A 14,824-nucleotide genomic window follows, 5' to 3' on the forward strand; every position below is an offset into this window, starting at 1 on the left:
CCTCATTCTTTCCTCTCTTTTCCTTCGTACCACAAGAGTCAGCCGCTCTTCTCTGCATTTTCATGTCGGGGTTGCGGCTGAGACGCCATGGCGGTTTTCTATAAATTTATACATATAGATATAAGTTTCTTGCGGACGGGGAATGTAGGCACATACACATGGCATAAAAATTGCTAAACGATAATGGCAAGCAGAAAAATTGAAGAGAAAGGAAGAGAGCCATGGATATTCCGACATTTGATTTGACAGGCAGAACCGCACTGGTTACCGGTGGAAGCAAAGGAATAGGATTCGGAATGGCGTACGCGCTTGGCGCTTACGGCGCGCGGGTCGTCATTACAAGCCGCGGAGAAGAAGAAGGATGGGCAGCAGAAGAACAACTACAGGAAGCGGGTTTTGACGCTGCGTATCTTCCATGCGATGTGACGAAGAAAGAGCAGATTGACGGGCTGGTTGCAGAAACGGTCGCACGCTATGGTTCTATTGATATTCTGGTCAATAACGCCGGCATGAACATTCGCAAGCCGCTCATCGAGGTGGAAGAAAGCGACTGGGACCGTGTATTGAGCGTGAACCTGAAGGGGATTTTCCTTGTCGGGCAGGCTGTGGCCAAGCAAATGATGGAGCAGCGGTATGGAAAGATTATTAACATTTCTTCTATCCTTGGGACAATCGGGATGCCGTATCAGACATCGTATGCAGCTAGCAAAGGGGGAATCAACCAGCTGACCAAAGTATGGGCGGAAGAGCTGGCTCCTTATAATATTACGGTGAACGCTCTCGGACCGGCTTACATTCGAACGCCGATGACGGAAGAGTGGTTGAACGACCCGGAACGATACCGGCAAATTATTAACGCGACGATGCAAAAGCGGGTTGGCGAGCTTTCCGATTTGTCTGGACCGGTAGTATTTCTTGCCTCAGACGCTTCTTCCTATGTGACGGGACAGATACTTAATATTGATGGCGGATGGACCGCAAGATAAACGAACGATCAGGAGGACAGTGATGACTATAGCAGTAGAAACACATTTTAACCGTCAATTGAAAGTGTTTGTGCACAGACCTAAAACCATCATGGATATGCTTGGACGGACAGCGGCGAGTTTTCCGGATAAAGAAGCGCTTGTCTCGGCGGAAGAACGGGTGACATACCGGGAGTTCGCTGAGCGGGTCGAAAAGGTTGCGGGCAATCTGTCCGATATTTACGGCATTCGGAAAGGCGATAGGGTCGCGCTGCTGATCGGAAACCGCATTGAGTTTGCGCTGCTGGTGTTTGCTTGTGCCCGAATCGGCGCGATTGCCGTAATTTTGAATACTCGCTTAAAAGAAGAAGAATTGTCTTATATGCTGAACCATTCCGGCGCCTCGCTTTTGCTTTTCGATGGAGAAAGCGTGGACAAGGTGGAAAGGTTGAGGGACAATACGGATATTTCCAGCGTCCGTCACTTTTTTCTGATCGGAAACGCGGCGGCAGCCAGGAGAGAGTATTCTCTGTTTGAGATTTTGCTGCAGCCTGCAGTGGCTCCTACGGTAGACATCCGCGAAACCGATCCGCTGTTTATCATGTATACGTCCGGGACGACCGGCGTACCGAAAGGGGCTATCGGAAGCCACCTGGGCGTTATTCACGGGGCGATAAGCTACGAAAATGTGCTGAAAACGAACAGCCAGACGAAGACCCTGATTGCTGTGCCGCTTTTTCATGTGACCGGACTTGTGGGACAGCTCCTGCATATGGTGCAGGTAGGGGGAACCTCGGTGCTGATGGAAAAATACAAAACCGATAGGTATATTCAGTTGCTGGCTGAAGAAAACATTACCTTTTTGTTTAATGTACCAACGATCTATGTGATGATGATGTCTCATCCTGATTTCGCGAAGCATACGTACCATGCCGTCCGTACCCTGGCGTTCGGCGGAGCGCCGATGTCTATGGATACGATTTCAAATTTGAAGAAAGCGTTTCCGGGAGCGGAACTCCATAATGCCTACGGGGCAACAGAAACCTCCTCACCTACGACCATTATGCCGCGTCACGCCCCAAAGGAGAAGCTTCATTCCGTTGGTATGCCCATTCCCGTCGCAGAAATTAAAGTGATCGATGAAAACGGAGAGGAATGTGCACCCGGGCAGGTAGGACAGCTTTTGATTAAAGGACCGACGGTGATAGAAGGGTATTGGAACAATGAGGAAGCAAACAGGCGCTCTTTTACTGACGGATTCTGGTGTTCCGGCGATATAGCTGTCATCGATGGGGACGGGTTTGTCTACATTATGGATCGAATGAAGGACATGATTAACCGTGGAGGGGAAAAAATTTTTTCGATAGAAGTCGAGAATGTCTTGTATAACCATCCGGGCATCCTGGAGGCGGCTGTGGTTGGAGTTCCAGATAGGATATACGGGGAAACGGTGAAAGCGTTTGTCGTGCCGAAAGCAGATGTTCAAATCGAAGAGGAAGAGGTAAAGCAGTTTGTGCGGGAGCGATTGGCCGAGTATAAGGTACCAACGGCTGTGGAGTTCATTCCGGAGCTACCGAGAAATCCAGGCGGCAAGATTATAAAATCGTACCTGAAAAACGGGCTGCTATACAAATAGTAAATCACTTGTGGGAATATTATGAAAGCGATTACAAAATTCATCACCGATTCCTATAGGAATCAAATGTTGAAGCTTGTAACAAAAAAGAAACTGTATTTACGTTGATAAACTTCTTTTTTTTCGTTTGTTGGGTTGGCATCAGTATTGCAATATATGGAGAACAAAACAAGATATCGGGAGGAGGCATCCAATGAAACGGTAATGATGTAACAAATAGAGATGATCTCATTGTCGATCATTTATATGAAATTGCAAAATTTGGCTGAGAGAGGTGAATGTATGTTAACCCAACAAATTGTAAGCGGATTAGCTGCAGGTAGTTTATATGCATTAGCTGCGTTAGGATTGGTTTTGATCTATAAAACTTCCGATTTGGTTAACTTTGCCCAAGGGGAAATGGCGATGATTTCCACGTTTGTGGGCTTTACTCTTATTCATTCGTGGGGGATGGGATACTGGCTTTCTTTCCTGCTTGCTCTTGTATTTGCGGCCGTTTTTGGCATTATTGTTGAAAGGGTTTTCATGCGCCCGGTACAAAAAGCACCTGTATTAAGCCAAATTATTTTGACACTTGGCCTTTACATGGCGTTCAGGGGTATAGCGGGGATGATTTGGGGATACGAACCTGCCAGCTTTCCGGAAGCGATTAAAGGGGAGCCGATTTCTTTGGGAAGTATGCTGGTAACACCGAATCAAATTTTAATCTTTACCTTGACTATAGCTCTTATGTTTCTTTTCTTCTATCTTTTCCGTTATACAATGGTCGGCCTTGCCATGAGGGCAGCGGCTCAAAATCTGGGAACGACGGAATTGATGGGGATTCGTGTTGGATCCATTTTCTCGCTGACATGGGCGATTAGCGCTGTCCTTGGAGGAATCGCAGGGCTTCTGATAGCTCCCACTACCTTCCTTGATCCGAATATGATGGGGGAAGTTGCGATTAAGGCGTTTGCAGCGGCAGTGCTTGGGGGGTTTTCCAGTTTGCCTGGTGCGGTGATTGGCGGTCTATCTATCGGTTTGTTTGAAAATTTAGTAGCCGGCTATGTTTCTGCAGAGTTAAAAACAGCCTTTGTGTTCTTTCTGATTATCTTAATTTTATACGTCAAGCCAACAGGGCTGCTCGGAATTAAACAAGTAAAGAAGGTGTGATCAGAGAATGGATCAGCATACACGCAAAAAGATTACGTATCTCTGCATTTTCCTCATGTTTTTATTTCCTGTAGTAGCGGGAGGAGTAAATTACCTGCTTTACTCCGGCAGCTTAATCTTTATCTACGTCATCATCGCCATGAGCCTGAATCTTCTTATCGGATATGGCGGGCAAATATCGATTGGACACGCTTCCTTTTTGGCAATTGGGGCGTATGCATCCGCTATTTTTACCCTTTCCTTAGGCATTCCCTTTTGGTTAGCCTTGCCTTTAGCCGGCTTCTTTACCGCTTTGGTTGGTTTTGTTGTCGGGTTACCCGCAGTAAAATTGAGCGGCCATTTCTTGGCGGTGGCAACGCTAGGATTTGGGGTGGCGATTCCGGAATTGCTCTTGAAATGGGATTCGCTAACGGGAGGATTTTCTGGATTATTTCCTGATAAACCATCCATTTTAGGATATACCTTTGATTCGGATGTGAAAATGTATTACCTCCTGCTTGTGGTTACGCTTATTGTGACCTGGCTGATCAATAATTTGATCAACAGCAGAATGGGCCGCGCATTTGTTGCGATTAGGGAGAGCGAAATTGCGGCAACAGCGATGGGGATTAATGTTCCTTTATATAAAGCGCTCATGTTTAGTATCAGCGCTTTTTACACGGGATTGGCCGGGAGCCTTTATGCCCATTTTATCGGCTTTATTAGTCCCCACGATTTTAATCTTAGTATTTCGTTTCTTGTTCTGGCCATGGTGGTTGTAGGCGGATTCGCCTCGATACCGGGTTCCTACCTGGGGGCTATCCTATTAACGATGATTCCGCAACTCACCGACGAAGTTCCAGGTTTGTCACTTGTTCTAACAGGAGTAGCATTAGTTCTTGTTATCCTTTTCCTTCCGGATGGACTGATAAGCATCAGATCCAGGTGGAAAAGAAAGAAGACGATGAAACCAGCCGATCACCAAACGAACGAGAAATCACTTGATACAGCCTCTATATCTAAACAAGCTGTTGGCTCGGAGAAGTAATGTAAGGAGGTGAAAAGCATGTTTTTCGAAATGAAAGGGGTTACAGTTCGGTTTGGCGGTTTGACAGCCGTCAATCATCTTGATCTCTATGTAGAGAAAAATCAAATCTTTAGTTTGATTGGCCCTAACGGAGCCGGCAAAACCACCGTGTTAAATACGATTTCGCGCTTTTATCAACCGGCCCAAGGTCAAATTATGTTTGAGGGGAAAAATATATTGTCCTTAAAACCCCACCAGGTCATTAAAGCCGGTATTGCCCGGAGCTTTCAGAACGTAGAGCTGTTTGCAAATATGAGCGTTTTGGATAATCTCCGAACCGGGCTGCATCCGCAGTTAAAAAGCGGAGTCTTTAGCAGCAGTTTCTTCTTGCCGGGATTTCGCCGTGAGGAGCGGGAGGTCTTGAAGAAGGCAGAGGAAATCCTCGAGTTGTTGGAGATTCAGTATATTGCCCATGAGATCGTTAAAAACCTGCCGTTCGGGCTGCAAAAAATGGTTGATATTGCCCGTGCCCTGATGGTTAAACCAAAGCTGCTGCTGCTTGATGAACCGGTGGCGGGTATGAACCATACGGAAACCGAACGTATGGGGGAGTTTTTCTGCAGGCTGCGCGATGACTGGGGTATTACTGTTTTTATGATTGAACATGACATGTCTCTAGTGATGAAGATTTCCGACCGGATCGCTGTGGTTGATTTCGGGAGTAAAATTGCGGAAGGATTACCCGCGGAAATTCAACAACATCCCGCAGTGATTGAAGCCTATTTAGGAGAGGGGGATGAAAGTGCTTAAACTTGAAAATATTTTTGCAAGCTATGGGAATATTGAGGCTCTTCGTAATATGAGTCTGGAAATACCGGAGGGTTCCATTATCACGTTATTAGGGGCGAATGGCGCCGGAAAGACTACCACCCTTAAAGTGATTTCAGGTGTAGTAAAGCCGAAGTTTGGGAAGTTAATGTATCAAGGAGAGGGATTAACCGGAAAATCACCGGACCAAATCGTGAAAAGAAAGATCATTCAGTGTCCGGAAAATCGCCAGGTGTTTCCTCAACTGACTGTTTTGGAAAATTTACGAATCGGCTCGTACGCTCGACGTGATCGAGCCATGGTGAAAGAAGACTTACAAAAGGTATTGGAGATGTTCCCCCGCCTGAAGGAAAGACTGGCTCAATTTGCAGGAACATTAAGCGGTGGAGAGCAGCAGATGTTAGCGATCGGACGGGCGTTGATGGCAGCACCAAAGGTTCTGCTGTTAGATGAACCCTCGTTGGGTCTGGCTCCCATTATTGTAAAGGAAATATTTGAAATTATCAAAAATATTAACCGGACAGGTACTTCTATTCTGTTAGTGGAACAAAATGCTCACCTGGCTTTATCCATAGCAGACTATGCCTATGTCTTAGAAAATGGCCAAATTGCCCTGTCTGGAAAGGCAACTGAATTGAAGAAAGATAATCGGGTACGGGAGTTATATTTAGGAGTTACATCCTAAAGATCATATTCATTTCAAAAAAGGGGGAAAAATTAATGGTAAAAATCAACAGGAAAAGTTTAATGGCTATTGGAAGTGTAGTCGTTAGTTTCAGCTTGCTCCTATCAGCTTGCGGTGGCGGGACTACGAGTGCACCAACCAATGCGGAAGCACCAAAAAGCACTGGATCTGCGAAACAGGAGGCGGGCAAGTCCGCTCCCGGAATTACAGACTCTGAAATTCTTATTGGAAACTGGGCAACCCAATCCGGTCCGGCGGCTTTCTATGGAGCGATTGCCAAAGGGGTGGACGCTTACTTTCAATATGTGAATGAACAGGGTGGAGTAAACGGCCGAAAGCTGAAGCTTGTAACCTATGATGAGGAATATCAGCCATCCCGTGCGGTTGCGATTTCGAAAAAGTTAATTGAAGAAGACAAAGTATTTGCCATTGTCGGAAACGATTGTACTTCTTGCAATAAAGCGGCATTACCACAATTTAAAAAGGAGGGCATCCCTGTTGTCGGTGTTTCCAGCGGTGCAGACGTTTTTGTGAATCCTGTCATTCCTAACGTCTACGGCTTGCTCACAAATTATGGGGTAGAAGCCCGGATTTTTGTCAACTATGCTGTGGATGAATTGAAAGCGAAGAGGATAGGAATATTCTATCAGAATGATGATTTTGGAAAAAGCGGTTATAATGCGGCGATTGATGAATTAAAGAAAAAAGGGATTCAACCGGTGGCCGAGATTCCTTACAATACGACCGATGTAGATTTCAGTTCCCCTGCATTAAAAATGAAGGAAGCAAATCCGGATGTTGTCCTTTCCTTCACCATTACCAAATCAACTGCCGCCTACAAAAAGGAACTGCATAAGGTGGGAGTGAATGTGCCATTTATGGTTACAAGTGTAGGAGGCGCGGATAACAATTTATTTAATTTAGCAGGAGAAGCCTGGAAGAATGTCTATAGCTCCAGCTGGACTGCCCTGGTGGGGTCAGACGATCCAAAAGTGAAGAAATACGAGGAAGCGCTTGGCAAGTACGCCAAAGGTGTCAATCCTAGTGGACCGGCCTTATGGGGATGGGCAGAAGCCGAGGTTCTTGTAGAGGGACTTCGTAGAGCTGGAGACGACTTATCCCGCGAAAACTTTATGAAGCAGCTGGAAACACTCAAGGATTGGAACGAGGGGCTAGCCTTTAATGTCACCTATACTCCTGAGAATCACTATGGAACAACGTCCGTTATCATAATCAAGGATCAGGATGGAAAAATGGTCAAAGCCTCTGATGTTATCAAATATGAAGTTGGTAAATAAAGGATGAGGGCGGGCGGGTGTTGAACAAAATAACATCTGCCCCTCTGATAGATGGGGGGGAGAAAAATGAAGCAAGTTGCTGTCGTAGGAGCCGGAACAATGGGAGCCGGTATTGCCCAGGCATGTGCCGAAGCTGGATATACGGTGATCTTATTTGATATAGACGGTCAAGCTTTAAGCAAGGGATTAGCGGTCATCGAAACCCAGCTTCATAGTGCGGTAAAGAAGGAAAGGTTTACAGTTGACGAGAGAGATTTGATTATTGGAAGAATTCATGGATCTACAGATTGGAAGGAACTTGCCACTGCCGATTATGTGACAGAGGCAGTTATCGAGAAAACGTCTGTCAAACAAGAGGTATTTCGCAGGCTTGAATCCATCCTGCGAGAAGACGTAGTTTTTGCAACAAATACGTCGGGTTTAAATATCACGGAGATTGCTTCCGTGCTTGCGAATCCGCGGCGGTTGGTTGGTACCCATTACTTTTATCCCGTACCTAAAATGAAGCTGGTTGAGATTGTGCGGGGAGCACAAACCGATGATCAGACTGTACAAACAGCCTTCATGTTTACCGAAAGCCTGGGTAAAAAAGCAATAGAGGTCAAGGAATCTCCTCTTTTTGTGTTTAACCGTATATTAATTCCCATGATTAATGAGGCAATTTTTGTCCTGCAGGAAGATATTTGCCGGAAGGAAGAAATTGATGAAGCTATGATCTTAGGGGCAAGTCACCGGATTGGACCGCTTGCTTTAGCGGATGTAATTGGGCTGGACACTTTGCTATTTGTGATTGAAACGCTGCATACGGAAACGGGTGATCCGAAGTACCGTCCTGCTCCGTTGCTACGGCAGATGGTTCGCGCAGGGAACTTAGGCAGAAAAACAGGTAAAGGTTTCTATCAGTACTAGATAAATCGGCTTTGATATCGTATCCTGCGTTCGTAGTTCGAGGCAGGAAAAGAGGGGATACGGGGTTGGAAAGAGAAGGCAGGCTTTTTTTGGCCGGGGTGCAGGGCGCATCCAACTTCTTACTTCCAGCCTCCCTGTCTTCTCACCACAAAACAAATGTTGAAACATCAAACGTTATCTATTTGAGAATTTCCCTGAAGTCGACGACCCATTTCGTTATGCTGCCACCATCGGAAAAAATGTCAATACGGGGAGAGGACAGTGCCTATTCCGGCTTCGTTTTCTTGACTTTATAAACTGAATACATTAAGATTACATTATCCTTCTTAAGGAGGAAATGGATTAAGTGAATAGTGAATTTACCATAGCCGTGCACAGCTTAGTCTTTTTAGCCTATTTACCTGATCATATGGCTAGTAGTGAGTTGATTGCGCAAAATGTTTCTACACACCCGGCAAGAATTCGAAAGATCATGAGTTGCTTGCGTAAAAATGGATTTGTAAAGACAAAAGAGGGGATCGGTGGGGGGTATATCCTGAATCACAATCCTCAAGAGATAACGTTGGCTCAGATTTATCGCACCGTCTCATGTGGAACATTCAAACCACACTGGTGTACAGGAGAGTCAGAACAAACTTGTCTGATCTCATCCAATATCCAGGTGGTTATGGATCAAATTTTCAATGAGGCTGAAGTTTATTTTGAAAAGTACTTAGACCAACTTACAATTAGTTCTGTTTTGGAAAAAATTAAACAGTGTCAGCGATGTTGATCAAATTTTTTTGATCTATCTGTAATATTTTTTATTACAGATAGATGGTGGTTTCTTCTTCAACATAGAAAAGGATTCTTTTTTATAAGTCAACTGTAATTATTTTTATAACACTTAATTCGGGGGTGAATGCCGATGATGACAAATAACAAATGGCAATTGGAAGTGGGGGATTGGGTCAAGGGGAAGTCAGAGAATGGAGAATTGATACGAGGTTATATTGAAACTGTAAATCCATTACAAGGGACAGTGAAAGTAAACGTTATTGCATGTGATAATGAAAAAACGATTGGAAAAACCATTGAAACCCTAAGCAAATGGGTTGAAAAATTACCTATTTCGGTAATAGACACCGAGGAACAAATTCTCCATTTAATTGACCTGGCGCTATTAACGAAAGATGAACATTGGTTTATGGAGCTGTCCACGAAATTAAACTCCATTAGACAGGGTTCTGAAGGGGATAGAAAAAAGAATACAGGGGATACGACTTTTGGAAATAGACTGGGGAAATACGGTATAAAGGAATGAGAACTGAGAAATCTGTCCAGGTATTGAAAAGCAGACCATTCATATTCGCTCATTTTATCAAGTATACTAACATTATTGCTGTTTAAGGGAAGGACGGCTGACTTTAGTGGTACGAAGGAAAAGAGAGAAAAGAATGAGGAGAGGAGTTTAATGTAGAAAAAGGCGAAGGCCTTTTTCTTCTTTAAATCTTCTTCCCTCTTCCCCTCTTTCTTTCCTAATGATTTTCATAGAAAACAGAGGTGGAGACCGCGTGAATTCAAAATATCAGTTATTGTTCGAACCGCTAGCGCTACGCAGCGGTGTTCAATTAAAAAACCGTATTGTCATGGCACCACTAACGAACTTTTCCTCGAATGCAGATGGGACAGTTTCAGATGCTGAAATAGACTATTATATTCGCCGGGCAAAAGGTGTCGGCATGGTCATTACTGCTTGCGCATACGTAACTCCGAACGGAAAAGGGTTTGCCGGTGAATTTGGTGCGGATAGTGACGACATGATCCCCAGTTTACGTCGTTTAGCCACTGCACTTAAGGAACAAGGTACCAGAGCTGTTTTGCAGATCTTCCACGGTGGAAGAATGTGCCCGCCTGAATTGGTTCCAAATGGAGAAACGGTAAGCGCAAGCGCCATTGCAGCGGAGCAGCCAGGGGCTGTAGTGCCTCGGGCGTTAACTGATCAGGAAATTGAAGAAATGATACGCGCTTTTGGTGAGACCGCGCGCCGGGCGATTGAAGCAGGTTTTGATGGCGTAGAGATACACGGGGCCAACGGGTATTTAATTCAGCAGTTTTTTTCACCACATTCAAACCGTCGTGACGACCGCTGGGGTGGAAGCTTGGAAAAACGAATGACCTTCCCCCTAAGAGTTATAGATGAGGTGAAAAAGGTTGTAGCTGAACATGCCAAGCATCCGTTCCTTGTCGGTTACCGCCTGTCACCGGAAGAGGCGGAAACTCCTGGAATCACCATGGCTGACACACTTGCGTTTCTCGATGTACTTGCAGATAAACAGCTCGACTATATCCATGTATCGCTTATGGATTTCTGGTCTCATCCGAGACGCGGTGTTGAGAGTACACGTTCACGCATAGAGTTAATCCAGGAACGCGTTGGTCATCTGGTGCCAATCATTGGCGTTGGTTCCATTCGTACACCGGATGACGCTTTAAAAGCTTTGCAAACCGGCGTTCCGCTAATCGCACTCGGACGTGAAATCATCATTGAACCAGACTGGGTAGAAAAAATTGAGCAGGAACGGGAAACAGAAATCCAAACTACCGTGACACAAGATGATCAAGCCCGTTTAGTGATTCCGGACCCGCTCTGGCAAGCAATTATGAATACTCCTGGCTGGTTCCCTGTTGTGAAAACATCTGGGCGTTTGTGAATTTGAAAAAGCCAATCTTCGGTTCTTAAATTAAGATTGTATTGTATTAGGATAGTCAGTTCCATATAGGAGCTACTATCCTATTTTTTATTTTAGAAAATGTATGGCAAGGACGGAAGAAATGAATGAGGATACGAGTTGAATGTAGTTAAGGTAAAAGAAGAAAAAACAAATAGTTGTTATACAAATTCCTAATACAGGCTAATTTTTGTATTACAAATTTTATTGTGTTTTTTTGATGTTATGGTTATTATAAAAACAAAAGGAGTGTGGAAAACGAAAAATTCAAAATTATCTTTATTAAAACGGTTTAATTTGTTATACAAATTTATTAGATTTGCTAGACAAATTATTAGCTTCTATTTAATAAAAGAGACATGAAAATATGGGGGCATAGGATGGCTCAAAAAGAAAAAATTTCACAGGTCATATCACGTGAATTATTGAATCTGATCGAAACCGGACAATTTCCTCCGGGTTCAAAATTGCCCACAGAGATGGAACTGGCCGCGCGCTTCGGCGTAAGCAGGATCCCTATCCGGGAGGCGTTAAGCGTGCTGCGGGCAGCCGGTGTCATCTCCTCCCGTCAAGGAGGAGGAAGTTATGTAGAAGAGGTGGCAGGCCCGGCTATCTTGCAGCGCATGCGAATCGAAAGCGATGACGTACAAAGCATTAAACATTTATTTGAAATGAGAAAGATCTTGGAACCTGAAGCAGCGTATCTGGCCGCGCTCAGACGTACGCCCAAACAGCTCGAGAGAATGAAGCAGGTATTAAAACGGCTTGAAAACGAATCGCTCGATGAGGGCAAAAGTGGAATGGATGCCGATATAGAATTTCACCGTTCGATTATTCTGGCTACGCAAAATCCCATTATGATTCAAATGCTAGAAAGTCTTTCTGCTCTTTATGAAAGGACACTAAAGATTACTCTCCAGCCTAATATGAAATTAAAACAAAAACGCCAGGCTGTATATAAAGAACATAAGGATATTCTGCTGGCCATTGAAGCGGAAGAGCCAGAGCTGGCTAAAATCCAGTGTGTCATTCATTTAAAAAATGCGGAGAAGAAGTTAAGTCTGTTCTTAAAAGATTATTCGATATAGCCAGACAGGAAGGGAGAAGATTACATGAAGGCAATGACATCTGCTCATATTGAAGAAGTGATAAACATCGTGAAAACTGGCAATGTCCTAACGAGTGAAAGCGATCGTTTCAGCTATTCGTTTGACGGTTCCTTTGGTACATTCCTGCCGGACGTTGTTATTCAGACAAAAAGCGTGGAAGAGCTGGCGGCACTTGTGAAATTTGCTAATCGTGAAAAAATTCCCGTCTATCCGCGTGGTCAGTCCACCTGCTTAAGCGGAGGACCGCTTCCGGTTCACGGCGGCATGGTATTCGATTTATCGGTGCTGGACGATTTGCTTGAAATAAACGAAGAAGATTTAATTGCCGTTGTATCGCCCGGTGTGTTAACGGCGAATATCCATAAAGCGGCCGAACAAAAAGGCTTATTTTATCCTCCTGATCCGAGCAGTTCCCATGTTTCTACCATCGGCGGCAATCTGGCCGAGAACTCGGGGGGCCCGCGAGGATTGAAATACGGAGTGACCAAAGATTATGTGATTGGCCTGGAAGTCATTACCCCTGAGGGAGAGATCATTAAAACCGGCGGCCGCACAGTAAAAAATGTGACGGGTTACGATTTAACGAAACTCATTGTCGGATCGGAAGGCACACTCGGCATTATTACGAAAGCAGTGCTGCGCCTTCTCCCGAAACCACCTGCTTCCGAGACGGTTATGGCTGTATTTGATAGCCTGATTGACGCCGGAAGCGCCATTTCAAAAATCCTATCGGCCGGTATTTTGCCTTCCAAAATGGAGTTGATGGACCAGGCGTCGATCATAGCGGTTGAAAATTATGAACCGCTCGGTCTTCCCGTGGATGCAGAAGCGATTATTTTGATCGAACTGGACGGCCATCCCGCCGCCGTGAAGGATGAGGTTCAACAGGTATCCCGGCTATGCAAATCCGTAGGGGCCCGCGATATTCGCATTCCGCAAAATGCAGTCGAAAAAGCGGAGATATGGAAAGCCCGCAAGCTCGTATCTCCGGCTATCGTCCGTATCAAACCAACGAAAATTTCAGAAGACGCTACCGTACCACGCAGCAAAATTCCGGAAATGTGCGCAAAGCTGCAGGAAATTCGGGATCGGTATCGTGTTCATCTTGTCGTATTCGGTCACGCAGGTGACGGTAATCTTCATCCGAATATTATTTGCGATAAAAGCGACAGGGAAGAAATGCGCCGTGTAGAACAGGCGGTTGCTGAAATCTTTAAAGCGGCGATTGAACTCGGCGGAACGCTGTCCGGCGAGCACGGCATCGGAACAATGAAAGCTCCCTTTATGGAGATGGAATTGGGAGCCATCGGCCTGGATATGATGAAGCGTATTAAAAAAGTATGGGACCCGAACAACATCATGAATCCCGGCAAAATTTTTCCGGAACCAGGACAAAAATTGGAGTTGAGCTAACATGAGCCAGTCTCTCGAACAATTGCGAGAAGAATTTCAGTATGAAAAAACAAACAGTTGTGTACAGTGCGGCTATTGTCTGCCCGTATGTCCGACCTATGCCACGATGGGAAAAGAAACACATTCCCCGCGGGGCCGGATTAACCTTGTGAAAATGGTCGGCGAAGGGAGAATTACGGATTTATCGGTACTCGAAGAGCCGCTTGATTTATGCCTTGGCTGTCGTGCCTGCGAAACGGCCTGTCCAACGGGAGTTGAGTACGGTTCGATTCTCGAAGCGGCACGGGCAGCGCTCGTCAGACGCAAGAAATTTTCCGCTCCCGTTCGCCTTCTGCGAAAGACTATGTTCAGAAAAGTATTTCCCAGCAGCCGAATCATGAAACTTACCGCCAGCGCGCTTTGGCTTTATCAAAAAAGCGGGCTGCAAAAAGCGGCGCGCGCGTCCGGAATTATGAAGAAATTGCCCTATCATCTGGGCGATTTTGAGGCAATCACACCTCCGGCCGTTTCGCCTGCGGAACGCAATCAAGCCCCTGTCAGAGTAAAAGCAAAAGGCGAAAAGAAGTATACAATCGGTTTTTTTACAGGATGCATTATGGATGCGATGTTTCAACGTATCAATCGTTTATCTGTACTGCTGCTCGCAGAAGCGGGTTGTGATGTTCTTGTAGTTCCAAAACAGACATGCTGCGGCGCGTTGCACGCGCATTCCGGAGAAATAGAGGAAGCAAAGCGGCTTGCCAGGCAAAATATCGCCGCATTTGAAAAGGCTGATATTGACTTCATCGTAAATAACGCCGGAGGATGTGGCGCTATGTTGTATGAATACAGCCACTTGCTTGCAAATGAGAAAGAATGGGCTGACAGAGCGAACGTGTTCTCCGCAAAATCGAGAGACATCAGCCAGGTACTTGCTGCGTGCGGCGGCCTGCCTGACTTGCAGACACGTTCGGGTGAACGGGTGACGTATCAACGGTCCTGTCATATGACGAATGTACAAAAAGTCGTGAAAGAACCGCTCGAACTTCTGACAAGCATACCGGGGATTGAGTTCGTAGAGATGGAAGATGCAAATATGTGCTGTGGTTCAGCAGGAATTTATAATATTGTCC

General features: G+C 45.4%; 14 protein-coding genes. All 14 read left to right on the forward strand.

The features are described 5' to 3' along the window. Positions 1-221: 221 nt before the first annotated feature. Positions 222-986 (forward strand): SDR family NAD(P)-dependent oxidoreductase, encoded by a 765-nt coding sequence (locus B2899_RS16660; RefSeq protein ID WP_146809245.1) that lies wholly within the window; start codon positions 222-224, stop codon positions 984-986. A 22-nt stretch (positions 987-1,008) separates the two neighbouring features. After that, the gene (locus B2899_RS16665; RefSeq protein WP_146809246.1) at positions 1,009-2,601 is read left to right on the forward strand and encodes a class I adenylate-forming enzyme family protein; all 1,593 of its coding nucleotides are present in this window, start codon (positions 1,009-1,011) and stop codon (positions 2,599-2,601) included. Between the two features lie 282 nt (positions 2,602-2,883). After that, the gene (locus B2899_RS16670; protein ID WP_146809247.1) at positions 2,884-3,753 is read left to right on the forward strand and encodes a branched-chain amino acid ABC transporter permease; all 870 of its coding nucleotides are present in this window, start codon (positions 2,884-2,886) and stop codon (positions 3,751-3,753) included. 7 nt (positions 3,754-3,760) lie between these two features. Continuing rightward, the gene (locus tag B2899_RS16675) at positions 3,761-4,780 is read left to right on the forward strand and encodes a branched-chain amino acid ABC transporter permease (RefSeq protein ID WP_146809248.1); all 1,020 of its coding nucleotides are present in this window, start codon (positions 3,761-3,763) and stop codon (positions 4,778-4,780) included. A gap of 18 nt (positions 4,781-4,798) precedes the next feature. Beyond that, complete coding sequence (locus B2899_RS16680; protein WP_286887262.1) at positions 4,799-5,569, forward strand: ABC transporter ATP-binding protein; 771 nt, start codon at positions 4,799-4,801, stop codon at positions 5,567-5,569. Further along, the gene (locus B2899_RS16685; protein WP_286887268.1) at positions 5,562-6,272 is read left to right on the forward strand and encodes an ABC transporter ATP-binding protein; all 711 of its coding nucleotides are present in this window, start codon (positions 5,562-5,564) and stop codon (positions 6,270-6,272) included. The genes B2899_RS16680 and B2899_RS16685 overlap by 8 nt, the downstream gene beginning before the upstream one ends. 35 nt (positions 6,273-6,307) lie before the next feature. After that, a complete protein-coding gene (locus B2899_RS16690) occupies positions 6,308-7,570 on the forward strand; it encodes an ABC transporter substrate-binding protein (RefSeq protein ID WP_146809251.1) in 1,263 nt (420 codons plus the stop codon). Positions 7,571-7,636: 66 nt separating this feature from the next. Continuing rightward, entirely contained in the window at positions 7,637-8,479 is an 843-nt protein-coding gene (locus B2899_RS16695) for a 3-hydroxyacyl-CoA dehydrogenase NAD-binding domain-containing protein (RefSeq protein WP_146809252.1), read from the forward strand. A gap of 346 nt (positions 8,480-8,825) precedes the next feature. After that, on the forward strand, positions 8,826-9,251 hold the full coding sequence (locus tag B2899_RS16700; RefSeq protein WP_146809253.1) for an Rrf2 family transcriptional regulator: 426 nt from the start codon (positions 8,826-8,828) through the stop codon (positions 9,249-9,251). A 135-nt stretch (positions 9,252-9,386) separates the two neighbouring features. Next, positions 9,387-9,782 (forward strand): IDEAL domain-containing protein, encoded by a 396-nt coding sequence (locus tag B2899_RS16705; RefSeq protein ID WP_146809254.1) that lies wholly within the window; start codon positions 9,387-9,389, stop codon positions 9,780-9,782. Between the two features lie 250 nt (positions 9,783-10,032). Continuing rightward, the gene (locus B2899_RS16710; protein WP_286887265.1) at positions 10,033-11,172 is read left to right on the forward strand and encodes an NADH-dependent flavin oxidoreductase; all 1,140 of its coding nucleotides are present in this window, start codon (positions 10,033-10,035) and stop codon (positions 11,170-11,172) included. A gap of 398 nt (positions 11,173-11,570) precedes the next feature. Continuing rightward, entirely contained in the window at positions 11,571-12,278 is a 708-nt protein-coding gene (locus B2899_RS16715) for a FadR/GntR family transcriptional regulator (RefSeq protein WP_286887266.1), read from the forward strand. Between the two features lie 33 nt (positions 12,279-12,311). Further along, on the forward strand, positions 12,312-13,712 hold the full coding sequence (locus B2899_RS16720; RefSeq protein WP_286887269.1) for an FAD-binding oxidoreductase: 1,401 nt from the start codon (positions 12,312-12,314) through the stop codon (positions 13,710-13,712). A gap of 1 nt (position 13,713) precedes the next feature. Continuing rightward, on the forward strand, positions 13,714-14,824 hold a 1,111-nt coding region (locus B2899_RS16725), incomplete at its 3' end, for a (Fe-S)-binding protein (RefSeq protein WP_286887267.1).

The organism is Aneurinibacillus sp. UBA3580 (assembly GCF_002375825.1).
GTDB lineage: Bacteria > Bacillota > Bacilli > Aneurinibacillales > Aneurinibacillaceae > Aneurinibacillus > Aneurinibacillus danicus.

Coding starts and splice junctions, on each gene's coding strand:
- B2899_RS16660 (WP_146809245.1), top strand. CDS start 222: ATGGATATTCCGACATTTGATTTGACAGGCAGAACCGCACTGGTTACC.
- B2899_RS16665 (WP_146809246.1), top strand. CDS start 1,009: ATGACTATAGCAGTAGAAACACATTTTAACCGTCAATTGAAAGTGTTT.
- B2899_RS16670 (WP_146809247.1), top strand. CDS start 2,884: ATGTTAACCCAACAAATTGTAAGCGGATTAGCTGCAGGTAGTTTATAT.
- B2899_RS16675 (WP_146809248.1), top strand. CDS start 3,761: ATGGATCAGCATACACGCAAAAAGATTACGTATCTCTGCATTTTCCTC.
- B2899_RS16680 (WP_286887262.1), top strand. CDS start 4,799: ATGTTTTTCGAAATGAAAGGGGTTACAGTTCGGTTTGGCGGTTTGACA.
- B2899_RS16690 (WP_146809251.1), top strand. CDS start 6,308: ATGGTAAAAATCAACAGGAAAAGTTTAATGGCTATTGGAAGTGTAGTC.
- B2899_RS16695 (WP_146809252.1), top strand. CDS start 7,637: ATGAAGCAAGTTGCTGTCGTAGGAGCCGGAACAATGGGAGCCGGTATT.
- B2899_RS16705 (WP_146809254.1), top strand. CDS start 9,387: ATGATGACAAATAACAAATGGCAATTGGAAGTGGGGGATTGGGTCAAG.
- B2899_RS16715 (WP_286887266.1), top strand. CDS start 11,571: ATGGCTCAAAAAGAAAAAATTTCACAGGTCATATCACGTGAATTATTG.
- B2899_RS16720 (WP_286887269.1), top strand. CDS start 12,312: ATGACATCTGCTCATATTGAAGAAGTGATAAACATCGTGAAAACTGGC.